General features: G+C 40.1%; 27 protein-coding genes. 7 read left to right on the top strand and 20 right to left on the bottom strand.

From position 1 onward, the window contains the following. Positions 1-31: 31 nt before the first annotated feature. The 3 genes from IE222_RS06200 to pxpB are packed head-to-tail and all read right to left on the bottom strand — an operon-like array spanning position 32 to position 2483. Positions 32-1000 (bottom strand): 5-oxoprolinase subunit C family protein, encoded by a 969-nt coding sequence (locus tag IE222_RS06200; protein WP_191270782.1) that lies wholly within the window; start codon positions 998-1000, stop codon positions 32-34. Next, entirely contained in the window at positions 997-1758 is a 762-nt protein-coding gene (locus tag IE222_RS06195) for a LamB/YcsF family protein (protein ID WP_191270780.1), read from the bottom strand. Before IE222_RS06195 ends, IE222_RS06200 begins: the two co-directional genes overlap by 4 nt. Continuing rightward, a complete protein-coding gene (pxpB, locus tag IE222_RS06190) occupies positions 1755-2483 on the bottom strand; it encodes a 5-oxoprolinase subunit PxpB (RefSeq protein WP_191270778.1) in 729 nt (242 codons plus the stop codon). Before pxpB ends, IE222_RS06195 begins: the two co-directional genes overlap by 4 nt. A gap of 165 nt (positions 2484-2648) precedes the next feature. On the opposite strand from pxpB, the gene IE222_RS06185 reads away from it, so the two are divergent. Together IE222_RS06185 and IE222_RS06180 are read left to right on the top strand one after the other, a co-directional pair. Beyond that, positions 2649-3212 carry an FAD-dependent oxidoreductase gene (locus IE222_RS06185; protein ID WP_191270771.1) on the top strand — a complete coding sequence of 188 codons (564 nt, stop codon included), beginning with the start codon at positions 2649-2651 and terminating at the stop codon, positions 3210-3212. 121 nt (positions 3213-3333) lie between these two features. Next, complete coding sequence (locus IE222_RS06180) at positions 3334-4851, top strand: MDR family MFS transporter (protein WP_191270769.1); 1518 nt, start codon at positions 3334-3336, stop codon at positions 4849-4851. Positions 4852-4895: 44 nt separating this feature from the next. On the opposite strand, the gene IE222_RS06175 is transcribed toward IE222_RS06180, so the two are convergent. From IE222_RS06175 to IE222_RS06145, 7 genes are all read right to left on the bottom strand, one after another. Next, positions 4896-5294, bottom strand: coding sequence for a cytosolic protein (locus IE222_RS06175; protein WP_191270768.1), 399 nt, complete (start codon positions 5292-5294; stop codon positions 4896-4898). A 119-nt stretch (positions 5295-5413) separates the two neighbouring features. After that, a complete protein-coding gene (locus IE222_RS06170) occupies positions 5414-5557 on the bottom strand; it encodes a hypothetical protein (protein WP_191270766.1) in 144 nt (47 codons plus the stop codon). An 18-nt stretch (positions 5558-5575) separates the two neighbouring features. Further along, entirely contained in the window at positions 5576-6799 is a 1224-nt protein-coding gene (locus IE222_RS06165; RefSeq protein WP_191270764.1) for a tetratricopeptide repeat protein, read from the bottom strand. Positions 6800-6931: 132 nt separating this feature from the next. Continuing rightward, positions 6932-8188: a S8 family peptidase gene (locus IE222_RS06160; protein WP_191270762.1), complete on the bottom strand. Its 1257-nt coding sequence runs from the start codon at positions 8186-8188 to the stop codon at positions 6932-6934. A 183-nt stretch (positions 8189-8371) separates the two neighbouring features. Continuing rightward, a complete protein-coding gene (locus IE222_RS06155) occupies positions 8372-9310 on the bottom strand; it encodes a magnesium transporter CorA family protein (protein ID WP_191270760.1) in 939 nt (312 codons plus the stop codon). A gap of 392 nt (positions 9311-9702) precedes the next feature. Beyond that, positions 9703-10599 carry a cation diffusion facilitator family transporter gene (locus IE222_RS06150; RefSeq protein ID WP_191270758.1) on the bottom strand — a complete coding sequence of 299 codons (897 nt, stop codon included), beginning with the start codon at positions 10597-10599 and terminating at the stop codon, positions 9703-9705. A gap of 174 nt (positions 10600-10773) precedes the next feature. Next, a complete protein-coding gene (locus tag IE222_RS06145; RefSeq protein ID WP_191270756.1) occupies positions 10774-10920 on the bottom strand; it encodes a hypothetical protein in 147 nt (48 codons plus the stop codon). Positions 10921-11008: 88 nt separating this feature from the next. Here IE222_RS06145 and IE222_RS06140 point away from each other — a divergent pair, with 88 nt between their 5' ends. Next, positions 11009-11221 (top strand): YozQ family protein, encoded by a 213-nt coding sequence (locus IE222_RS06140; protein ID WP_191270754.1) that lies wholly within the window; start codon positions 11009-11011, stop codon positions 11219-11221. 46 nt (positions 11222-11267) lie between these two features. Here the strand turns inward: IE222_RS06140 and IE222_RS06135 are convergent, their stop codons facing one another. Then, positions 11268-12023 carry a TraR/DksA C4-type zinc finger protein gene (locus IE222_RS06135; protein ID WP_191270752.1) on the bottom strand — a complete coding sequence of 252 codons (756 nt, stop codon included), beginning with the start codon at positions 12021-12023 and terminating at the stop codon, positions 11268-11270. A gap of 219 nt (positions 12024-12242) precedes the next feature. Here IE222_RS06135 and IE222_RS06130 point away from each other — a divergent pair, with 219 nt between their 5' ends. Together IE222_RS06130 and IE222_RS06125 are read left to right on the top strand one after the other, a co-directional pair. Beyond that, positions 12243-12398 carry a hypothetical protein gene (locus IE222_RS06130; RefSeq protein WP_191270902.1) on the top strand — a complete coding sequence of 52 codons (156 nt, stop codon included), beginning with the start codon at positions 12243-12245 and terminating at the stop codon, positions 12396-12398. 12 nt (positions 12399-12410) lie between these two features. Beyond that, entirely contained in the window at positions 12411-13763 is a 1353-nt protein-coding gene (locus IE222_RS06125) for an amino acid permease (protein ID WP_191270750.1), read from the top strand. Positions 13764-13796: 33 nt separating this feature from the next. Here IE222_RS06125 and IE222_RS06120 read toward each other — a convergent pair whose 3' ends face one another. The 4 genes from IE222_RS06120 to IE222_RS06105 form a co-directional block, all read right to left on the bottom strand. Next, complete coding sequence (locus IE222_RS06120; protein WP_191270748.1) at positions 13797-14423, bottom strand: LysE family transporter; 627 nt, start codon at positions 14421-14423, stop codon at positions 13797-13799. 131 nt (positions 14424-14554) lie between these two features. After that, a complete protein-coding gene (locus tag IE222_RS06115; RefSeq protein WP_191270746.1) occupies positions 14555-14989 on the bottom strand; it encodes a GtrA family protein in 435 nt (144 codons plus the stop codon). Beyond that, positions 14955-15983 (bottom strand): glycosyltransferase family 2 protein, encoded by a 1029-nt coding sequence (locus IE222_RS06110; RefSeq protein ID WP_191270744.1) that lies wholly within the window; start codon positions 15981-15983, stop codon positions 14955-14957. Before IE222_RS06110 ends, IE222_RS06115 begins: the two co-directional genes overlap by 35 nt. Positions 15984-16001: 18 nt before the next feature. Beyond that, positions 16002-17672 carry a DUF6044 family protein gene (locus IE222_RS06105; RefSeq protein ID WP_191270887.1) on the bottom strand — a complete coding sequence of 557 codons (1671 nt, stop codon included), beginning with the start codon at positions 17670-17672 and terminating at the stop codon, positions 16002-16004. A 176-nt stretch (positions 17673-17848) separates the two neighbouring features. Here IE222_RS06105 and IE222_RS06100 point away from each other — a divergent pair, with 176 nt between their 5' ends. Then, positions 17849-18835, top strand: coding sequence for a potassium channel family protein (locus IE222_RS06100; protein WP_191270742.1), 987 nt, complete (start codon positions 17849-17851; stop codon positions 18833-18835). 52 nt (positions 18836-18887) lie between these two features. Here IE222_RS06100 and IE222_RS06095 read toward each other — a convergent pair whose 3' ends face one another. From IE222_RS06095 to IE222_RS06085, 3 genes are all read right to left on the bottom strand, one after another. Then, entirely contained in the window at positions 18888-19154 is a 267-nt protein-coding gene (locus tag IE222_RS06095; RefSeq protein WP_191270740.1) for a phosphocarrier protein HPr, read from the bottom strand. A gap of 61 nt (positions 19155-19215) precedes the next feature. Then, on the bottom strand, positions 19216-20565 hold the full coding sequence (locus IE222_RS06090; protein ID WP_191270738.1) for a glucose-6-phosphate isomerase: 1350 nt from the start codon (positions 20563-20565) through the stop codon (positions 19216-19218). A 146-nt stretch (positions 20566-20711) separates the two neighbouring features. Then, positions 20712-21875 carry an iron-containing alcohol dehydrogenase gene (locus IE222_RS06085; RefSeq protein WP_191270736.1) on the bottom strand — a complete coding sequence of 388 codons (1164 nt, stop codon included), beginning with the start codon at positions 21873-21875 and terminating at the stop codon, positions 20712-20714. A 132-nt stretch (positions 21876-22007) separates the two neighbouring features. Between IE222_RS06085 and IE222_RS06080 the strand changes: the two genes are divergently transcribed. Then, positions 22008-22238 (top strand): DUF378 domain-containing protein, encoded by a 231-nt coding sequence (locus IE222_RS06080; protein ID WP_191270734.1) that lies wholly within the window; start codon positions 22008-22010, stop codon positions 22236-22238. A 57-nt stretch (positions 22239-22295) separates the two neighbouring features. On the opposite strand, the gene IE222_RS06075 is transcribed toward IE222_RS06080, so the two are convergent. Continuing rightward, positions 22296-23498, bottom strand: a complete 1203-nt coding sequence (locus tag IE222_RS06075) for an ornithine--oxo-acid transaminase (protein ID WP_191270733.1) — start codon at positions 23496-23498, stop codon at positions 22296-22298. 158 nt (positions 23499-23656) lie between these two features. Next, positions 23657-24055, bottom strand: coding sequence for a S1 domain-containing post-transcriptional regulator GSP13 (yugI, locus tag IE222_RS06070; protein WP_191270731.1), 399 nt, complete (start codon positions 24053-24055; stop codon positions 23657-23659). Positions 24056-24235: the final 180 nt, after the last annotated feature.

The following is a 24235-nucleotide window of genomic DNA, read 5'->3' as shown; positions in this document are numbered from 1 at the left end:
TTACAAACTAAAAAACCAAGAATCATCAACTTCACTTTGAAAATGATGGTTCTTGGTTTTTTGCTGCTATAGCCAAATGCTTCAACAGCATGCGTCTCTCCAAATATAGACGCTGTGCTTCTTCTATAGATACCATGGAGAACGTAATATTGGTGTCAGGCACCGCTTGAGCAATCAGCGGAAGATCAGCTGAAATCACGGTGCCAATTCTTGTGTAGCCGCCGGTTGTTTGGCGGTCTGCCATGAGGATAATTGGCTGGCCGCTTGCTGGAACTTGGATGCCGCCAAATGGCACTGGGTCTGAGATAATATCCGGGCCTGTAATATGTTCTACCTTTGGTCCTTTTAGCTGATATCCCATTCGATTGGATTGTGGGGTAACCAAATATTTTTCTGTAAAAAATCGCTTGATGCTTTCCTCATCGAATCTTTCCTCGTGTGGTCCCAGAATAACTCTGACATTCAGCTGCTTTGTATACTGTGGAATTAGACTAAGAGGCAGCCTTTTAAACGGCTTTTGAACAAAGGGAAAACCAGATAGCATATCCCCTTTTTTCAGCGCACGTCCATCATATCCCCCAAACCTGCTGCTTAAAAAAGTCGACTTACTCCCTAATACTAACGGAACATCATATCCCCCTGCTGCTGCAATATAGGTTCTTGCCCCACTTCCGCATGGACCAATAGATAAAAGCTGGCCTTTTTTCAAAAGAAAACTCTTCCACATTGGAACTTTCCAACCATCAACTATAGGCGAAAATTCCCCGCCGCAAATGGCCACTGTCATATCGCATAGTGCCTCTAATTCCGGGCCGACAAACGCAGCCTCCAGCACCGCCTCTCCTAGCCTGTTTCCAACTAAAATATTAGCGATTTGCATCGAAAAATGGTCCATGGCTCCAGAAGGACTGATTCCGTATTGCTGATAGCCCTCCCTGCCTAAGTCTTGCACAGTCGTTTGCAGCCCCGATTTCACCACTTTAAAAATTGCGGTTTTCATTTATTCCCCCAGCTTTTTCTAATCGGTATATTTTCATTTTTTAGCGCTGTTTGTAAGGCTGCGACAAATTCAAGCGCCTGTGGTTCGTCACCATGGACACAAATTGTATCGGCTTTTATTGCGATATCCATTCCGTCCACTGCTTCGACTTTACTTTCCTTCACCATTCGAACAACTCTTTTAATCGCCAGTAAAGGATCATGAATCATAGCATTTTTCTCCTGCCTTGATGTCAATGTTCCGTCAGGCTGGTACGTGCGGTCAGCAAATACTTCCTCGGCAGCCATAAGTCCCTTTTCTCTTGCGGCAACCACCAATTTACTGCTGGCAAGACCATACAATACTAAGGAAGAATCAAAATCTGCCACCGCTTCGGCAATGGCTGCTGCTATTATATGATCCTTTGCAGCCATGTTATACAATGCTCCATGCGGTTTCACATGGGAAAGTGACACATCGCAAGCCTTACATACTGAATTCAATGCCCCAATTTGATAGACAGTTAGATGGTAAATCTCCCTTGGAGTTAACTTCATTTCTCTTCTGCCGAATCCCGCTAGGTCCGGAAAGCCAGGATGAGCACCGATTCTTACCCCGTGCTTTTTCGCTAGTCTCACGGTTTCAAACATGACATTATGATCGCCGGCATGGTAGCCGCAGGCGATATTGGCTGATGAAATATATTTTAAAACCTCATGATCATTTCCAACTTTAAACGCACCATAGCTTTCACCAAGGTCACTATTTAAATCAATCATTCTCCTAACCCCTTTCTATAAGTTTTTACGGTATACTTTCTTTCATTTACTAATTGCTTAATTCTAGTAAATTCATCCCCATCAATAGGATCAAATTTAATATAATTCCCCGTCGAAAAAAGACTTGGCGGAGTTTTCTTAATATCAAAAAGCGTCACAGGTGTAACCCCTAGAATTCTCCACCCAGACGGAACAACAGATGGATAAATACCTGTCTGATTCCCGCCGATTCCAACAGAGCCGGCAGCAACACTTGGCCGAGGGTGTTCCAGCCTAGGAACTGCAAGCTTCTTGGGAAGTCCTCCAAGGTACGGAAATCCCGGGACAAACCCTAGCATATAAATGAGATATTCTTGGCTGGAATGGAGCTCTATGACGTCTTCTTTACTCATTTTGTGATAGTCTGCTATGTAAGATAGATCAGGTCCTGTTGCCCCGCCGTAATAAACCGGAATCTCATAAACAATTGATTGAACAGGAGCCTCTATGCCAAAAGTTTTATATATTTTTTTAATTCGATTCACTAACACGTTGAAAGAAATGAATTCCGGTTGATAATAAATCGCAACGCTGTTATACGCAGGCACCAATTCAATAATCCCTATGATGTTAGCGGCTTCCAACTGAGTAATGAACTGTTTAATCTTTTGATGAATCATTTCACTAATTTCTTTGCCAAAAGAAACTTTGATAGCCTTATCACCAAGTGGTTTTATTTCAATCATGATATCACCTAATTCCCTTTATTTTACCGTAAATGGAAGTTAGGGAAAATTCAAGTATAACTTACTTCGCTTTTCTAAAGTTTTGAAATAAGCAGTTTATTTTACTTTTAATATTCGATGGACGATAATATTGGTGTTAAAATATTCTAATTGGAGGTTCATAATATGTTTGATGTTTTAGTAATTGGTGCTGGCCCTGCTGGTGCAAGTGCTGCTCTTTTTACCGCAAAAGCTGGCAAGAAGACACTTGTAGTTGACAATGACAAAAGCGTAACTAAAAGAGCTTGGATTGAAAATCATTATGGTGTAAAAGAAATCACCGGTCCAGACCTTGTTGAAATCGGCAAAAAACAAGCACGGAAATTTGGTGCAGAAATTATCCAAGCTACCGTAACGAATATTAGTAAAACTAATGACGGTTTTAAAGTTGAAACTGATAGTGATCAATATGAAGTAAAACACGTCATTGTGGCGACAGGAATGCTTGCTGACCTTGCAGAAAAAGCAGGCCTTAACACAAAACCTGGAACCGAGCCAAGAGTCAAAACCATTCTTGATGTAGATGCTAGTGGAAAAACCAATGTTGACGGCATTTGGGCCGCGGGAACTATTGCGGGCGTAAGCATGCATACCATTATTACCGCAGGTGACGGTGCAAAGGTTGCCATTAACATCATTAGCGAAATCAATGGCGAACGCTATGTTGACCATGACATTTTAAAATCATAAGCATTAAAAGCAATGGTGCCTGACACGTTCTCCCACAACAATTATATTGACAGTTCTCCTCCTTCCCTTTAAAATTTCTTTATGTTTTTCAAAAAACTTCCTCTTATCAAGGAGACTGTTCATGATCAATAAAGATAGTAATATTAAGCCCGTGGTTGCTGGATTGTTACTGGCTATTCTCATGTCAGCAATGGATAACACGATAGTGGCTACGGCAATGGGTACGATTGTTTCTGACCTTGGCGGTCTCGACAAATTTGTCTGGGTTACATCCGCCTATATGGTAGCCGTGATGGCAGGTATGCCGATTTTCGGCAAACTGTCCGATATGTATGGCCGGAAACGCTTTTTTATTTTTGGATTAATTGTTTTTCTAATTGGCTCCGCCTTATGCGGTATTGCACAGACGATTGTACAATTAAGTATTTTTCGGGCGATTCAAGGGATTGGCGGCGGTGCGCTGATGCCGATTGCCTTTACGATTGTGTTTGATATTTTCCCGCCAGAAAAACGCGGCAAGATGACAGGACTGCTAGGTGCCGTGTTCGGTACATCCAGCGTGTTAGGTCCGCTTTTAGGTGCCTATATTACGGACACCATTAGCTGGCACTGGATTTTTTATGTTAATATCCCGCTGGGGTTAGTTTCTATTATTTTAATTACCCGCTATTACCATGAATCATTGCAGCATTCTAAGCAAAAAATTGATTGGCTTGGTGCAATTACATTGGTTGTTTCCGTCGTCAGCCTTATGTTTGCTTTAGAATTGGGCGGTAAGGAATACGCGTGGGATTCTACACCTATCATTAGCTTAATTACAAGCTTTCTAATTCTTTTTGTTGTGTTTTTCATTGCAGAGGTAAAAGCAGAAGAACCGATTTTGCCGCTATGGCTGTTTAAACGGAGATTGTTTGCCACCTCGCAAATCCTTGCCTTTTTATATGGCGGAACGTTTATAATTTTGACGGTGTTTATTCCGATTTACGTGCAAGCTGTTTATGGCGGCACCGCAAAAAATGCGGGTTTCATTTTAACGCCAATGATGCTCGGATCCGTTGCTGGAAGTGCAATTGGGGGTATTTTTTCTACGAAAACCTCTTATCGAAATTTGATGGTTATTTCCATCATTTCCTATGTAATTGGTATGTACTTACTCGGAACAATGACCGTTGATACCGCAAGATCGTTACTAACTGTATATATGATTCTAGTAGGCTTTGGGGTTGGCTTTTCCTTCTCCTTGCTGCCAACAGCTTCCATTCATAATCTTGAACCGCAATTCAGGGGTACAGCTAATTCAACTAACTCCTTTCTGCGCTCATTTGGCATGACGCTTGGAGTTACAATTTTTGGCACAATCCAGAACAATGTCTTTACAAATCAGTTAAAAGAAGCCTTTAAGGGCATGAGCGGGGCAGGAGGACAAACATTTAAAATGGGAGATCCGCGTGAGATATTTCAAGCTAGCGAAAGGGCGAAAATTCCCCCTGTTATCTTGGATAAAATTATTCATGCAATGTCAGCTTCGATTACGCAAACTTTCTTGCTGGCTTTAATTCCTATTGCTCTCGCGGCAATCACCATCCTTTTCATGGGTAAAGCCCGCATTGTAGTCAAAAAACAAACAGCAAAAGAATAATAAAAAGCACTGGAACCCTTATAAATAGGGCCAGTGCTTGTTTTTTATACTTCAAGATCTCTGCCTTCTTCAACAATGTGGAACAATAAATGAGCAAGGTGATGAATCGGACCATATTCCTCGTCTTCCTCTTCCTCTATCTCCTCATTAAATTCCAAATCATTCAAATACAAGGCCATAAACTCATAAAAATCGCTTAATTGGAAGGCATAGCAGGCAGATGGTTCTTCATTGTCCTCCTCATATTGCAGCACCATGTAGGAAATATCGCCATCCTTGTCGGCACCATCGAAAAAGACGAAAAAGCCGATGTTCGTATCAAGCTCAAATAAATGCCTTGTCCCACCTTCAGTTGCTCTAGTAAAATCCTCTTGATTTAATTTTTGAACCTGCATTGTATCCACATTATCTTCTTGATGAAAACTAACCACAAATGATTTCATTGAACATCCTCCTGATTCTACAGCTATTTTAGCAAACACATGATTAAAGTATACCCTATTTCATTGTGAAACATTTCTAAATTAAAATAAAAAACCCCTGACGAACAGGGATTCTTTTATCAACCTACCGGTGGTTGGATTGGGTATGCTTGTGTGCTGTTTAAAGCAAATACATCAGAAGACTTTTGTACTTCTACCCCCTTATTAGTTGTAAAAAGAAAAACTAGTGATAATGAAAATAATAATACTGCAAACTTCCTCATGAATTTTTGCCCCCTTAATTATTCTGTAAGTTTATTTAAATATTTAACTGCCTCCACAACCAAGCCTTTCTGGTTGTAATAATCGGCAAGCATTTTATAAAAAAGTGTGATATCATCTGCGTGCTCATTTGCCCCTTCCAAAAAAGGAATTACCTTTGATTCTAAGTACTTAAATCCTTTATCCGCCGAGAGCATTTTGAGTAAATAAAACTCTGCTAAAAGAGAGAACTTTTTATTTCCCAAATCTTTTGCTAAAGTACTAACTTGTTCAAAGCAAGCCTTAGCTTTTTCAAACGAATTTAAAGAATATTGAAGTTCTCCAACTACATATAAAGTTACTAAATAGTCGTGATTATGGTTTGGTTGTAACATTAAGCTTTTTTTAAAATAATAAAGTGCTTGCATAAAATTCTTCATCTTTTGTTGTAAATAGCCCATATTATGGAAAACCTGCGGCAATAGTTTTTTATCCCTTATTATTTCGGCATTCCGTATTAAATGGCGAAAGCATGCTTCTGCTTCTTCAAAAATATTGGAATGAGTGTAATTAATTCCTAATAACATAAGGGTGTAAAGAATCCTAAGAAAGTTATGTTCATTCATAAAGATTTGCAGTGCCAGCTTTCCAAAATGGATTGCGTGTCCTGATTGTTCCATCGAACTCTTAGCAAGTGCTCGATGATAAAGAAACTCTCCACTGGATGTATCATGTTCTTTTTCAGTATAAAGGGTTTCAAGGATCTCATCGGCTTGTTTAAACTGACCCTTCAATATTAAAAATACCGCATTATAGTAACGAAATAAATAGTTTTCATGTTGGGAAAAATTTTTCTTTTGCTTATGTAAAAGTTCACGTTGTGCCTCTGCTTCTTCAAGTAAACCTTTAAATAATAGGTATCTATATTTATAAAGTTCCCAAATATAGATATACTTAGAGAAGGGTATGAAGTGTTCTATGTCTTTTAATTTTTGAAAAGTATCTTCAACTTGATCTTTTAAATAAAAGTTAATCTGGCTGCTGAATTCTCTTAAAAGGAATTTAATTTGCTCTTCGTTCTCTTCCATTTCCTTCATATTAATATTTAATCGTTCAAGCAGGAGGGAGACCGTTTCCTGGTTTGCTTCTTTTGAATTGTTTTCTATCTTACTTAAATGAGGAACTGAGCAAATCCCCTTCGCAAGCTCTCCTTGGGTCATTCCTCTTTGAGTCCGATAGAATTTAATAAGGGCTCCAAATTCCATTATTTTATCACCCGGCTTGTCTGTCATTTCTTTCTATTTTACACTAAAAGACACGCTCCTGTCAGACTTTTTAGATTCCTTTCTATTTTTTTGGGTCATCTGGGCAAATGGCCCAGATGACCTTTCTGAGTATTACTTCACCCTTGGGAAGCCATAGCCTGAGGCTATATCATCACCAGCGGCTGCGCTAATACCGCCTTTAATATCATTGGTTTTCGCTCTGTTTTGCAGCTCTGTTCGAAGCTGGACATTTGACCATGATTTATTTTCCGCCCAAAGTTTGGCTGCCAGTCCGGAAACATGCGGTGTTGCCATTGATGTGCCGCTAATTGTATTATAAGCGCCGTTATACCAGGTTGATTCAACGGCTCTGCCTGGCGCCGACACTTCAACATCCCGCTCTTGAATCAGATAGTCCCCTGCTGTTGCGGCATTACCTCTCGATGAGAAATCAGCTACACGAAGCGTTCCGTTTTCCTGAACATTTTCTAACGCTGCAACCGCAACTACATTCTGAAGAGCCCCTGGATAATCGATTGTACCTGCATTAGGTCCATCATTTCCCGCCGCTGCTACTACAAGTACACCTTTGCTGTAGGCATAATCAACTGCGCTTGAAATGAGCGAATCCTTTGAGTTTGAACCAAGTGACATTGAAATAATGACGTGCGACCCAGTGAGAACACCTTCATCAGCAGCTTTCCGAATGGCTGCGGCAATATCATCTGAGTACCCGCTGCCACGGTTATTTAACACCTTATAAGCCCAAAGCTTAGCTTCTGGAGCAACCCCGTAAATCCCTTTGCCATTGCTGCCGCCATTAGCTAGCACAGTACCTGATACATGAGTTCCATGTCCGTTGCCATCAGAACAGCTGCCTTCAATTAAAGGTGATTTATTTTGTGAAAAGTCCTTACATTGCTCAATATTACCAGCTAAATCCACGTGATTGACAACACCCGTATCGAGGACAGCTACCTTTATACCGCTGCCGCCCGCGGTCTTTGCAATTACGGCATCATTATAGATGGCCTCAATTCCCCATGGTGTTTGATCACTTGGAACCGCCTTGGCATCTACGCCTGGTTTTGCCTTTTTATCTGGGTTGGCATTGAGCTGAAGTTCGGGCAATTTTTCAATCTTTAAGTTCTTATTTTTTAAAAGTGCTTGATATTGTTTAGCATTAACAGTGGTGGTGAACCCCTTATCCGAAAAATCCCAGCGCATGCCGTAATTTATTTTTGCTTTGGCCTTTTCTGCAGTTGGTCCCTGAATCAGAACACGATAAGATTCCTGTTTGGCAGTTTGCCCAAATGCCGCTGTAGCAAACATTGATACCCCTATTACCACACTCAGTACTGCAGAACCAAAAATTTTCCCCTTTTTCATTTCAAAACTCCCTCCACCTAAAATTCACAGCCGTACACTGCTGTACTAGTCTTATTCAAAATTCAATGGTGAAAGTACATAATTATCATTCTAAAAAGTTGGGAAAATTTTATTTTTTGCAGTAAAAACAATAGTTTTTTCATAAAAATAAGAAAAAAAGACCAGCCCAAATGGACTGGTATCTTAAAAATATTTCTTTTTCCAAAAAATAAAAGCTGTTAAAAAAGCAAAAAAGCCTGCAATGACAAGTGGGATTACATATGAATACGCAACATGCTGAAATGGAATATCCACGTTCATCCCGTAGAAACTTGCGACCATCGTCGGTAATGCAAGAATAATAGTTATGGAGGTTAAAAACTTCATCACAATATTCAAGTTATTTGAAATGATCGAAGCAAAAGCATTCATCATTCCCGTTAAAATGGTGTGATACGTTTCCGCCATTTCAATGGCCTGTGTTTTTTCAATAATCACGTCTTCTAATAAGTCCTTATCCTCTTCGTACATTTTTAAATAATTAAAACGTAATATTTTATCTAGAACAACCTTGTTTGATTTTAAAGAGGTCGTAAAATAAACCAAGCTTTTCTCTAATGCTAAAAATGCATAGAGTTCTTTATTTTTTAAAGATTGATGGACAACCTTTTCAATTTCATTTGTTTTCTTGTTAATTTGCTTTAAATAGCGAAGGTAATAGGATGATATGACAAACAATAGCTGTAAAGCAAAGCGTGTCTTTTTAAAGGTAAAGAATTCCTTTACGCGGTTTTTGCGAAATTCATCGATAATCGGGGAATCCTTCAAGGAAACGGTAATAATATTATCATTGGTCAGAATAATGCCAATTGGAATCGTTTCGTACACGGCCATGCCGGATTCATCATGAACGATATAAGGGAAATCGACGATGATATACACCCTGCCATCATCCCGTTCAATCCTTGGGCGCTCTTCATCGTCCAGTGCGTCTTTAATGATATCGACGTCAACCTGGGCAGCATTTGACACTTTATGAATCTCCTCTGCTGTTGGAGCAAACATATTGATCCAGCAGCCTTTAGAAATGGCATCAACCGTTTCTAACACTCTAGTTTCGGTGCTTTTAAAAATTTCTAACATGTTAAAACCTCCCCACTTACTTTAATGGAGGAAGCCAACAACCCTTCGAGAGCTGATATTCATGATTATCAACCCGAAAAGCGCAAGCGCCTTGTTCACCCCCGTCAAGCACAAGGTAAGCCTTTCAGAAAGGTGCTCTTTACCTTTCTGGGAGGATTGGCTTGTGACCTTGAGGGGGTAGGCGCTGGAGCTAGACAATTCAAAGAAAACATTGACTTCCCCGCGCCTACTGCTAGGGTCCGGATCTATGGGATAACTCAAAAATATCAACTCCTTTGCACGTTAATCTCGTTTAAATATGCAGCCGTATTAGCAAGCTGAAATAAAATACTATTTCCTATCTTATCATAAACCCAAATCCCTGAAAGCACAAACCCTGTTTTTTTAATGCCTTATTTTTCTTCAGGAAAATAAGGGTTTAAATGAATTAGTACTTCATGGATATTATCGTTCTGTTCCATTAGTTTTCCTTTGATTGCTTTCGCAAGGTCATGCCCCTGCTTTATTGTTTTAAAGTGATCAATTGATATTCTAAGATCCACTAAGACATAATGACCATGCTCTCTCGCCCTAATGCGATCAATTCGCTTTACTTCAGGAAATTCCTTAATGATAGTAATATATTCCGAAATCGTTTCGATGTTAATGTTCCGCTCAAGTAAAATATCAAATGCTTCAGTTAACATCTCTTTGGCAATCTTAAAAATTAAATAGGCAACAAAAATACTTGCAACCTTGTCACCATAAAGTAAGAAATAAACATCAAAGCGTTCGCCAATAATCGATAGCAGCACACCAATAGCGGCTGCAATGGAAGCCACAATATCTGCTTTATGATCATAGGCAATTGCCTCAATGGCTTTACTGCTATGCTGCTCGGCAACCCGTAAAGAACTGCGGTATAAAATCACCTTTGCCACAAATGAAATAAGCGCAACCCACATTGCTAAAATGCTTGGTGATTCGACTTTATGAAAGAAACCGGAAATGCCTTCATAAACCACATAAATGGATACGAGGAGGAGTAGAATTCCGACAATCTCGGAGACAATTACTTCTGCTTTTCCATGACCGTAAGGATGTTCCTTATCCGCAGGCTTATTGGCAATTTTTATTACCAGCAGGACGATGACTGATGCAAACACATCTGCTGCCGAATGGATCCCGTCTGCAAAAACGGCGTCGGATTTACCATACCAGCCAATAAAAATTTTTCCTAATGTGAGAATGATATTACTTATTACACTAATCCAAGCTATTTTCTTAGCCAGGGCTTCTCTCATGACCATAGTAAACCACCTTTAATAATCCTTTAGAACAATAGCAACTATATCGTAAATGGTGACTCAAAACAACCTTAACAGAAACACTTTATTTTGACCGGGGGACCCTTGGATTATTCGAACAATCTCAGCGCTTTATTTTGTCCAATAACACCCGCCCGTATCAACTTTTGAGCAAAATCACATAAGATTTTCGTCTTCCCCTTCTTTTTCCTTTTTCATCATTTCTATATCCTCGATAATAGAGATTTTGTTTATTTGGTCATGGAGGAAATGGAATGCCTCATCCAGTTGCTCGCGAGTTGGAAACTCATTTCTTTTATTCATATTGTCAGCTCCCTTTTATTTTTATGAGTAATACGCATGAAAAAAGACGAAAATACCGTTGAATCCATTTTTCAAAGGAGTGTTTACATTGGACAAACAAAAACAGAAAGCCAACCCTGAAAAAGAAGTTGCCGGTAGTTTCTTTCATCCAAGTTATTATCAGGAAAAGGATACTCTCTCCTCAGGACTTGCCGAAACGCATGAGCAAGTGAGTGACGTTTATGCTGAAGGTGAAATCGGCGCTGTTATTGAAACTGAAGATGGTCAGGAAATCCCGCTTAACAGCAGCGATCAAGGATAAAAACTAGAGAAAACAGCTTTTTACTCAAAAGCTGTTTTCTTTTTGATCACTTATCATCATCCACATAAGGGTCGTGTTCAAATGCCGGTAGATCCCCAAAGCTTGTCATGATGCCTTCTTCATCAAGTTCATCTTCATATCGTTCATGCTGCGGATTTGGATATACTTTTATATTATTACCATACATATCGTTGCCGACAAAGTTTTCGTAATCTTCCACATAACCGATATTTTCATCAGCTTCAATATAGATATCCTGAAAATCGTCCTGCGGGAAAGCAAGATCTGACGGAGTTTCGGATGTTCCCCATTGGGCGACAGTTTGCCAGGAGTCTTCTGCATCAAAGGCAACATCTTCATCCTTTTCGTCCATAGCAAATTTCCCCCATGGCGGCATTAAGACGCCCTCTTCAATTGGCCGATTATGAGAAGTGACCTTGTCTGGAGTATGCTCGATGCAATAGGTAGTATTCGGTAATGCCTCAAGTCGTTCGAACGGGATTTCCTTTCCGCAGACCTCACATTTTCCATACGTGCCATTTTCCATTGCCTCTAATGCTTTATCGATATTGCTTAGCTGAATTTTATAATGCTCGAGCAAGGCGTTATCCTTCTCCCTTTCAAAAAGGGATGACCCTTCATCTGCGGGGTGGTTATCGTAGCTTGATAACTCCCCCATAGACTCATGCCAGAAGCCTCGTTCATAATCAAAATGATCATTTTGCTCGAGGTTCTCCTGTAATTCCGCCTTTTCAGCTAATAGCTGGAGCCGTAAATCGGCTAGCTTTTCTGTAGATAACATTGTAACTGCCCCTTTCAAAGAAAAACACGTTTTCAAAGATCTATTTTCAACAGATTTATTTGCAAATTTATATAGCTCTTCCTTATTTTCAATTGTTTTGCAGCTGATTATGTACTAAATATTTAATTCCATCAAAAACCAAGTAAACTTTCCGCATAAGTAACAGCCTGCAGTATATCTTAAAAAGGAGTAAATTCCTTACGAAATGAGGAGATTCATTTGATAAATCCGGATTTTGACAAATTTAGAAAAGCTCAGAAAAAACACGAGCCGGAGTATTTAGGGACCGACAGAAACCAAAAACCCGGACTAAACGACCAAGACTATAATAATCAAAGCGATACGGATAAGTCACCTGGTGCAGGTCGTTCATAAAGGAGCAGTTTGATGGGTAAATCTAAGTCCAGAGCTCAGGAAAACAATATGAAATGGTGGCAGCTGTCCTTATTTGGGGTTGGCTGTACGATTGGCACAGGTTTCTTTCTTGGCTCAAGCTTAGCGATCAAAATGACGGGGCCATCTTTGTTAATTGCCTATGTTATTGCCGCTGTGGGTACGTACATGGTCTTTGATGCCCTTTCAAAAATGACCGCCCAAGAACCATTAGAAGGCGGATTCAGGTCCTATGCGAAAAAGGCATACGGGCGCTGGGCGGGTTTCAGCAGCGGCTGGGTGTATTGGGTATCAGAGGTTCTAATCATGGGAAGCCAAATGACTGCCCTTTCAATTTTTTCCAGGTTTTGGTTTCCCAAAGTTCCGCTTTGGCTGTTTGCTGCCGGCTATGCTGTACTAGGACTTGTCGTCATTTTAATCGGTGTAGGTTTATTAAACAAGCTAGAAAATATTTTAGCGGTGATCAAGATATCCGCTATCCTAATGTTCATCATTATTGCCGCCTTGGCTATCTTTGGGGTTATTGATGGCAATCGCCCTATCGAATACCCAAACAGCAAAAAGGAACTTCTTCCGGGAGGAATCCTTGGATTATGGTCGGCGGTTATTTTTGCGTATTATGCATTCGGCGGCATCGAAATATTGGGATTGATGGCCACTAAATTAAAAAACCCTAAGGATGCACCTAAAGCAGGGAGGGTTATGTTGTTTTCCCTTATGATTATATATGCTCTCTCTATCGGGCTTGCCGTCACGATGGTCTCCTGGCATAAATTTAATGATAAAGAAAGCCCATTTGTCATCGCTTTAGAAGCCTATAATCTATCATTCGTACCGCATATTTTTAATGGTGCCTTGATAATCGCCGGTTTTTCCACAATGGTTGCTTCTTTATATGGTGTGACAAGCGTTTTGGTAACCTTAGCAAAGGAAGGCGATGCACCGGTTAGTTTTTCAAGAACAGGGAAGTTAAAGGTCCCTCTTCCGACGTTGATTCTAACTATGCTTGGCATTGCCTCGTCGGTTATTTCTGCCTTGTTAATGCCAAATAAAGTATACGAGTATATTACAACTGCTGCGGGACTGATGCTGCTTTATAATTGGATGTTTATTCTCGCAAGTCCACGAAAACTGCTGAAACTAAAAACAATGGATAAAATAAAATATTTCATTGGAACCATTTTTATTTTAATTGCTGTCAGCGGTACGCTTTTTCATGAGACAAGCAGACCGGGATTTTTTATCAGCTTAGCATTTATCGGAATTATCGGCGGTATCACCCTGATTATGAATACAAAATGGAAAAAGAAACGGAAACGAGTGTTATACCCGTGGCCAACTGCATAAGGAAAGCCAGCGTCCTTAACGGTGCTGGCCTTTTTAACTAAATAAATTTTGAAACGCCTGAATCCCGAAATAAATCCCGAAACCTATTAAGGAAGCACCGGAAAAGAGTGAAATTGTTACTAATAGCCGGGAGGTTAAGTAATTTCGAAAACTGCTTGCCACACTTGCCATCGTAATATCCCATATTAATAATCCAATAAAAATAGCACTGCTGTAAAGTACTAATTGAGGGGTCTCATAGGTCGCTGCCGTTTTTGCAAGAACGGAGCCGTAAATCCCAAGCCAAAATAAAATTGTTAACGGATTGGAGATGGACATGAAAAAACCGGTAAAAAACGATTTGTATAAAGGTTCCTTTGACCTTGCGTACTCTAAATGAACTTTTCCGGCATTCATTATGGTTTCCACACCTGTATAGATGAGAACAAAAAAACCAAACAGCCAAAGGAAGGTTTGCATAAATTCCGTTTGTAGAAACTTAACAACCCCTATGTAAACAATCAGCATATAAATTCCATCAGCCACAACCGCCCCCACGCCAACAAGCCAGGAATGCATAAACCCGCTTCTTATTCCACGATCGATTTGAGCTGCATTAACAGGGCCAATCGGAGCAGCAAGCGACAATCCTAATAAAATATAGCTAATAAACACATTCATTTAAGTTCTCCCCCTACTGTAAAAAAGCCTGTCTACACATTCTTATTCAGCATTAGGAGGTTGTACGACAAAAAACAATCGGGTTTGTACTCATATATTGTTCATGAGAACTAAACCCGAAATAAATCCCTTTAGGCAGGTGTTATTTTCTTAAATACAATATACTTTTGACCTAAATAATTACTTAACGTATATAACCCGCTCCCTAAAAGAATCGAACTATTTTGTATAAAGCTCTGGTCAAGCGGAAACAAATGACCCGCTGCTTGAAGGATTTTTTCACTGCAAAAATAAGCGCTAAAATAGCAAATGAAGATTATCGCACAAAATCGAGGCAGTCCTTTTTGCAAAGATACGCTGCTTCGGAACGTGAAGGATCGATTTAATAAATAGCTGACACAAGCTCCGACTGTATTTCCTGTAAAAGTGGAGACCCAGTAGGAGATACCTAAAACATTTAAGAGAAAAAACATGATTGCTAAGCCGACAAAAGTATTTACGGTGCCCACAAGAAGAAAGCGGATAAAATCATTATTTACCGGTTTCAGATACTTTAGGATAAACAACCCCCTCCTCCCCCGGCATCTGCAGCTGACGCTTTGGTATCGGGAGGTTAAACGTGTCAATATCTATAACGAACTTTGGCCTCTGCTTTGTTTCCTTATAAATTTTTCCAACATACTCACCAATTAAGCCGATAGCAATAAGCTGCAAGCCGCCAATCAGCCAGATAGAGGTGATCAGCGATGTCCAGCCTGTCTGGGTCGCCCCTAAAAACTTCAGCATTAAAAAGTAGCTGCCAAAAGCAAGACTCATAAGAAATGATACAAAGCCAACAACAAGAACAAATCGAATCGGTGAAATTGAAAAGGAGGTAATGCCGTCAAAAGCAAAAGCAAGCATCTTTTTCAACGGATATTTTGTTTCGCCAGCTTTCCGTTCTAACCGGTCGTAGTAGACCACATCCGAGCGAAAGCCAAGAAGCGGAACAATCCCTCTTAAAAAGAGATTCACCTCTTTAAATCGTTCGAGCTCTTTAATTGCCCGCTGACTCATTAACCGGAAGTCCGCATGATTATAAACAAGGTCAACACCTAAGCCTCTCATGAGCTTATAAAAGCCCTGTGCAGTGCTGCGTTTAAAAAAGGTATCTGTCTCCCGGCTTTTACGCACCCCATAAACAATTTCGCAGCCTTCATGGAACCTAAGCATAAATTTCCGAATCACTTGAATATCATCCTGAAGGTCAGCATCGATCGAGACAACGCAGTCTGAAAGTTCTCCGGCCGCTTGGAGTCCTGCAATCAGCGCGTTTTGGTGACCGACATTTCGCGCTAATTTCAGACCCTTTACATATTTATTTTTCAATCCTTCTTTATAAATAATCTCCCATGTTCGATCCTTACTCCCGTCATCAACGAACAGAATTTTACTACGGTCCGAAATTAACGCTTCATCAATCAGCTTATCCAATAGCTCGTGCAGACGGATGATTGTTTCTGGCAAAATTTCTTCCTCGTTGTAACATGGTACCACAATAGTAAGGACTGTACCCCTCATGCTGCATACCCCCGATGTCTACAATGTCTTATACAAGTAAATTTTCCATGCAGAAAGCTTTGACACAAATACTTTTTCCAGCGATAACTGATTTTCTTCCGGATTATCAATTGGCAGCGCTGCAAAAATATACGTGCCGCCCAATTCCTTGAAAACATCCGTATTTAACTGTAAATCCTTCAAGTGCCGTTTGGAGTCTTTTTTAATCATGTACCTTTTCCCGAGCTGTGCAGTAAAAATATAACAGCGGCCGCCCCATTTATCGTAATACCGGCGGATGGTTTTATTTTTTGCCAATTCCTTTTCGATTATTTTTCTAAACTCGTGTTTATAGCGTAATGGATAAAAATTATTGTATGTATCAAGCGTATAAAAACCGTTATATTGCGCAATGGCTGGGTGAATGCCGATACTGGCGACGCGATACTCCTTCTGCGGCAGCGCGATATGCTCTTTTATTTCCTGAAACAATTCTTCCGCATAAAATTGTTTTACAGTTGGTTTTTTTCGATAAATAATTTCGTCATTAAATAATCCTAGCAGCAATATTTGCATGACAGCGAGCCACTTAGCTGTTTTTGCCCAGCTAAATCCTTGGAGGGAGATCACTTTTAACGCAAGGGCGAAGCTGGCATAGATCACAAGCGGCCTTAAAAAATGATAGCGGGCAAAATTAAACGTATCCATAAAGTGAAATTTCTTTGTTAAGGGCAGCCAGCCCTCATAAAACCAAAAGGCATACCACAGAGACAATAAAAAGTTCAAAGAAAATAAAAAAACAAAAAGCTTTTCCTGCTTCCACAGCTTCTTTTTATATACAAAATAGATGGCGATTAGCGTCGCAGGCAGGATGAATAAGGTATGCACTGTCATGACATGAGTATGACCGAGTACGTAGTTTTTAATGGTAAGGCGTGCTGCACGCCAAAAGGATAATTCAGCATGGAAATATTCATCACGGCTGTTAGGCTCTCCCTTAAACAGAAATGAATACACCAATCGGTATTCTACAAGCATATAAACTACGGTCATATAGGCAATCGAATATAAAAAGCGAAAATTCCACCCTTTGCCCCTAATCACATCAACAAGCCAAATGATTCCCATCGCGCTTAAGAAGAAGAAAAAACCTAAGACAATACTAGAGTAAAGCGGTAATAATGTCAGTACGAGATAATCTTTTAATGATCCTTCGCCATTTCGAATATTTAAAAAGGCCCATAATGCTAGCGGCATTCCTAAAGTACTTAGCATTCCCGATGGCCAGAACGGCGTGAGGGCAAAAGCAAGCGCAGCGGCAATGTTCAGTGTCACCCATCTTTCACCAGGGAGCAAATGCTTTTTTAATAATAAATACATCCCGAAAAAAGCCACAATTCTAGTTAATGCCTGACTGAAACCATAGGCAATCATCGTTGGAAACAGGGCATACAGCCAGACGATGACACTATATTCAGTTCCAAAGGCATTTCTAGATAAAAGTCCATTAATGATTTGGGGTATGGCCCCGTTAATCCCGCCAAACAGTTCGCCGCTTCTTGCCAGTACCTTATACCAGGCAAGATTTGAATCTAAATTGTCATGGACTCGGATATGGGCATTTTCCTGTAAAATAAACAGCGGCGAAAGATAGACTGCAATAACAATTAAAGCAAAGATGACATATCTCCGCTCTTGTCTTGTTTCCATCATTACTTTTTCACACCTCTAAAATCCTGTTATGAATCAGTCATTTTTCCTATAAACTTTGCTAATTGGCATTAAATTATTCTTCATTGATGACTTTATGAAAATAACAACATGCTTTTCATGAGAATCCTCTTTTGGTAAACAATAAAAAGTATACCGGAAAGAGGTGAAGGGAATTGACAAACAGAGTATATATCCGATTTTGGCGAATGCCGCTGTTACTTCGTATCCTTTTTATGGCGATTATTGTCTTTTTATCCTTTGGAGTTTCCATACATTTTTTAGAGCCGGCTACGTTTCCCACTATTTTTGACGGAATCTGGTGGGCGATTATTACGGCCTCCACTGTTGGTTACGGGGATTATGTCCCTCATTCCTTTTGGGGCAGGCTGACGGCATTAATCTTAATACTATTAGGGGCAGGTATTGTCTCATCCTATTTTGGAACTTTGGCAGCAGCCGCTGTTACTAAACAGGATGCCTATCTAGAAGGGAAGCTGCCTTTTAAAGGAAATGGACATATTGTGATCGTCGGCTGGAATGAGCGTTCACGGGAGTTAGTGTCGAAGCTGATTTATCGCAGCAAACCACAAATGATTGTGTTAGTTGACGAAACGTTGGAATCGAACCCGGTGAAATCCAAATTTGTTCATTTTGTCCAAGGAAAGCCCCATGTTGATGACACAATGATGAAGAGTGATATTGCCAATGCGGAGAAGGTTTTGATAACAGCAGACCGAGGAAATAATGAGCTCCAAGCGGATATGAATAGTATCCTTACACTGCTTACAATTAAAGGACTTTGTCCAAATGTAAAATGTATTGTGGAAATACTAACTGCCGAGCAAGTTATTAATGCCTGCAGGGCAGGAGCAGATGAAGTGATTCAATCAAATAAATTAACAAGCGTGTTTATGATGAACAGCCTTCACTCGAACGGGGATGGGCTTTTATCTACTGTTATTCAACAGTTTGAAGAGAGCAGGCTTGCTGCTATTTCTATAAGTGAAGCAGATTTAAAAAAAGGGTTAGCTGAATTGTTTTTCGAGTTTCAACAAAAAGATAAACTCCTCATCGGAATAAAAAGAGGTGAGGAAACCATTCTTAATCCTCCACATTCATATAAACTAGAAAATCATGATGAACTCATTGTTATTAAATAAGATGCAAAAAGGGTGTTGCCATGTGAAAAATTCACATGGCAACACCCTTTTTTTAATTTGCCAAGCCTTGATTTACTAGTGTTTCTTCAAGTGCTTTAATGGCTTCGTCCGCATCGCTGCCTTCAGCAGTAATCTTAATTTCTGCACCCTTAGGGATTCCGAGTGACATTACACCCATAATCGATTTTAAATTCACTGCTTTTCCTTTGTATTCCATATTAATTTCTGAATTAAATCTACCTGCTGTTTGTACCAATAATGTTGCAGGTCTTGCATGGATTCCAGTTTCATCAATAACCGTAAATTGTTTTTCTGCCATATTTATTCAAACTCCTTTGTTAAAATATAAGATACCCTTCAAAAAAAGTACCCGTTTATTATTATTTCAAACGTTTCTCAAGTTCAGCCTTCTTTTCTTCGAAACCTGGCTTGCCTAATAAGGCAAACATGTTAACTTTATAAGCCTCCACACCAGGCTGGTCAAATGGGTTAACCCCTAGCAGGTAACCGCTCATAGCACATGCTTTTTCAAAGAAATAAACAAGGTAGCCGAATGTATATTCATCCATCGCTGGAATTGTAACGATTAAGTTAGGTACGCTGCCATCAGTATGAGCCAGCATGGTCCCTTCAAATGCCTTATTATTTACAAAATCAACTGTTTTTCCAGCTAAGTAATTTAATCCATCTAAGTCATTATCCATTTCTTCAATGGTTAATTCATAACGAGGATTTTCTACCTTGACGATGGTTTCAAAAAGGTCTCTACGTCCCTCTTGGACATATTGTCCCAGCGAATGTAAATCAGTGGAGAAGTTTGCAGAGGAAGGATAAATTCCCTTTTGGTCCTTCCCTTCACTTTCACCGAACAATTGCTTCCACCATTCTGAGAAATATTGCAGGCCTGGCTCATAATTGATAAGCATTTCAATTGTTTTACCTTTGTTATATAAAATGTTTCGAACAGCTGCATACTGATATGCTTGATTTTCTTGAAGTTCCGATTGGCTGAATTCTTCTTGAGCCTTGGCAGCGCCCTCCATCATTTTTTCAATATCTGCACCGCTCGCTGCAATTGGAAGCAAACCTACTGCTGTTAAAACTGAATAGCGGCCGCCAACATCATCAGGTATGACGAAGGTTTCGTACCCTTCTTCATTAGCTAATGTTTTTAACGCACCTCTAGCTTGATCGGTTGTAGCAAAAATTCGTTTGTGAGCTTCCTCTACACCATATTTTTCTTCTAACAGTTTGCGGAAAATTCGGAAGGCAATCGCTGGTTCTGTCGTAGTACCTGATTTAGAAATAACATTAATAGAAAAATCTTTACTTTCTAGAAGGTCGATTACGTCTCTTATATATGTAGAACTTATGTTGTTTCCGACGAAAATAATTTGCGGTGATTTGCGTTTTTCTTTCGGCAAGGCATTATAGAAACTATGGTTCAGCATTTCAAGAGCAGCTCTTGCTCCAAGATAAGAGCCTCCAATCCCAATAACAAGAAGGACATCAGAATCAGCCTTTATTTTTTCAGCTGCTTTTTGAATCCGCGAAAATTCTTCCTTGTCATAATCGGTTGGGAGGTTAATCCAGCCTAAAAAGTCGCTGCCAGCCCCAGTCTTTTCATGTAATGAATGATGAGCAACTTTTACTGCATCTTGTAAGTAAGTAAGCTCATGTTCACCAAAGAATGCTAGTGCTTTTGAGTAATCAAAACGAACATGTGTCATCCCTGATCCTCCAATATTTTATTTTCAATAATCACTTTAACCTATGCCAGATAGATTATCAAGAAACCTTCATTATGTAAGCGCGGCCAATTTTATTAGCTATCACCATGAGGAAACTTCTCATGGTGACACCTTGCGCTCCATTTTTATAACGAGGCTTTATAAATGGCTAACACATGCTCACGGTTCAATTTTGTAAAGTTGCCGAATTCTCCGTTGGCCATTGCCCGGTCTGCCATAAGGTCGATTTGGCTGTCATTAATATCATAATCTGCTAAACGTTCTGGTGCACCGATGCTGGTCCAAAACTCCCGTAATTTACGAATTCCCTCTAGACCTGTTTGTTCATCGCTTTTACCTTCTGGGTCAATTCCAAACACCCTCACTGCCAGCTGCTTAAAGCGCTCAGGCTTAACCTTTAGATTATGCTCCATCCAGTGCGGGAAGAGAATCGCAAGCCCGCCTCCATGCGGAATATCATACACGGCAGACACGGCATGCTCTAGGTTATGAGTAGCCCAGTCGCCGCGGTATCCCATATTTAAAGTACCGTTTAATGCCATTGTACCCGCATAAAGAATTGTTGCGCGGTAATCATAGTTTTCCAAATCCTGAAGTAACTTTGGCGCAGTTTCCATAATGGTGATAAGTAACGACTCACACATGCGATCCTGATAATCAGTGTTTTCTTCAAGGTGAAAATAATGTTCAAGGACATGCGACATCATATCTACAATGCCATAAATAGTTTGGTCCTTTGGCACAGTATAGGTATTTACCGGATCTAGTATAGAGAATCTCGGAAAAACAACCGGACTACCCCAGCCGTATTTTTCGTTTGTTTCCCAATTTGTAATAACAGAGCCGGAATTCATTTCTGATCCGGTAGCCGCAATCGTTAAAACTGTACCAAATGGCAGTGCTTCGGCGGCAAATGCTTTTTTAATGACTAAATCCCATGGGTCGCCGTCATATTTGGCTCCAGCAGCTATCAGCTTAGTACAGTCAATCACGCTTCCCCCGCCAACTGCGAGTAAGAACTCAATTCCTTCCCGTTTACAAATTTCAACCCCTTTTCTAGCCGTTGAAATTCTTGGGTTCGGTTCAACGCCGGGAAGTTCATATACCTCTGCACCGATTTCCTGAAGCAAGCCCGTTACTTTTTCGTAGAGGCCCGTCCGCTTTATGCTGCCGCCGCCATAAACGAGCAGCACCTTTTTCCCATAATTCGGTACCTCTGTTTTTAATTGTTCAAGCTCTCCTTTTCCAAAAATTAATTTTGTCGGATTATAAAATGTAAAGTTTTGCAAATTACTCCCTCCAATTCATTATCATTATTATGTAATATGAGATTTTTTGCAAAAAACTAGTTTGCCGTTTGAATAGATTCCTTACCATCGTCTAATCCTAAACATAAAATTTTATAAAGGGGGAAGGCTCTGGTGAATTCTATTCAACGCATCGCCCTGATGCTGACTATAATCGGCGCCATTAATTGGGGATTACTTGCTAATTTCCAGATTGATCTTATCTCAAGTATATTTGGCGGCCGAAATGATGAACTTGCCAAAATTATTTATGGCTTAATTGGAGCAGCTGGCCTGGTGAATCTTGGTTTATTCTTTAAGCAAGGGGAGGAGTATATAGTCGAATCTGAGGTGAATAAAACGTAATAGAGAAAACCGGGAGAGAATTATTCCCGGTTATCTTGTAACTCGGTATTTCAACACTTATGTTCCTAGAACTTTGCTTATTCTCTCTATCGCCCAATCCAATTCTTCTTTAGTAATCACAAGCGGAGGGGCAAAGCGGATAACCGTATCATGTGTTTCCTTGCATAACAGTCCCTCTGCTTTTAACTGTTCACAATACATCCGTGCTTCTTCGTTTAGCTCCACACCAATAAACAACCCCCGACCGCGAACTTCTTTAATAACAGGGTTGCTGATTTGCTTTAATTTATTGATAAAATACTCCCCTAGTTCTAACGATTTTTGAGCTAAATTCTCATCAATTAACACATCCAGTGCAGCAATAGAAACTGCACATGCCATTGGATTCCCTCCAAAAGTGGAACCATGTGAGCCAGGGTTAAAAACACCAAGAATGTCTTTGTTTGCTGCGACACAGGAAATTGGAAATACTCCGCCTCCAAGCGCCTTGCCAAGTACATACATATCCGGTTCAATGCCTTCCCACTCGCAGGCAAACATTTTACCCGTCCGTGCTAACCCGGCCTGGATTTCATCGGCGATAAATAAAACATTATGTTCCCTACACAAATCATATGCTGCTTTGATATATCCTTTAGGCGGTATCACAATTCCTGCTTCCCCTTGAATTGGTTCAACTAAAAAAGCTGCAGTGTTTGGCGTAATCGCTTGTTTCAATGCTTCTAAATCCCCATATGGCACAAGCTTTATTCCTGGCAGCATCGGACCAAATCCGCGTTTATATTCTTCTTCCGATGATAATGAAACAGCTGTCATGGTTCTGCCATGGAAATTCCCGATACAGCCGATAATCTCCGCTTGATTATTGGGAATTCCCTTTACATCATAGCCCCAGCGGCGCGCAGCCTTAAAGGCCGTTTCAACTGCCTCAGCTCCTGTATTCATCGGAAGCGCCATGTCTTTGTTAGTTAAATGACAAATTTTTTCGTACCAAGGACCAAGCTGATCATTATGGAATGCGCGTGATGTCAAGGTAACCCTGTCGGCCTGGTCCTTTAACGCTTGAATAATTTTTGGATGGCGGTGGCCTTGGTTTACAGCGGAATAGGCGCTAAGCATATCCATGTATTTATTGCCTTCCGGATCTTCAATCCATACCCCTTCTGCTCTGGAAACAACGATTGGCAGCGGATGATAGTTTTTGGCGCCATATTTCTCCGTTTGTTCAATGATTTTTTGCGAATTTATATTCGTATTCACTCTTATTCCTCGCCTCCTAAAAGTCCATATATTACTATTGTAGCCTTAGAGCAGGAAAAGAATGTTAGCAAAATTTTAACAATGGTTTGTTCCCGTAAATTACAAAAAAGCCTATGATTCCATTCAAAACAGAATCATAGGCTTTTTTCCTGCACAAATTATTTTTTAATTAAATCCTCACCTTGGGATTGGTCAATCCATTCTTGCAGCTTATCTTTTAGCGTGTTAAAGCCTTGTTGTCCTTCTCCTTCAGGAATAATCGCCGCAGCCTGACGTCTGCGCGGCTTTTTCGCACGGACCGCTTGAGCAGGAGACTCCTCTGTTGCCTTAATGGATAGGCCGATTTTTCCAGCTTCCTCATCAACAGAAAGCACCTTCACCTTAATCTCATCGCCCACTTTCAGGTGTTCGTGAATATCCTTTACATAACCATGTGTAATTTCAGAAATATGGACAAGTCCTTGTGTATTTTCGTCTATTGCAACAAATGCTCCATATGGCTGAATTCCTGTTACCTTACCCGTTATGATACTGCCAGTTTCAATATTTCCAGTCATGAAAACACTCCTAATTTGATAATTATTTACACACCTATATACGCAGTATAAAATTATATCACAAAAAAGGCCTGGAAATCAAAAACTAACATGGACAAAGAATGCTAGTTTTAGCAAAAAATTGACAATGTCAGAAAATCGTAACATAATTTTCAATTAAGAATAAGAAAAAAATTTAAA

The organism is Neobacillus kokaensis (genome assembly GCF_014656545.1).
In the GTDB taxonomy this organism is placed as follows: Bacteria; Bacillota; Bacilli; order Bacillales; family Cytobacillaceae; genus Neobacillus; species Neobacillus kokaensis.
Note: the sequence above shows the minus strand (reverse complement) of the source record. Positions and strands in the feature narration are given on the sequence as shown.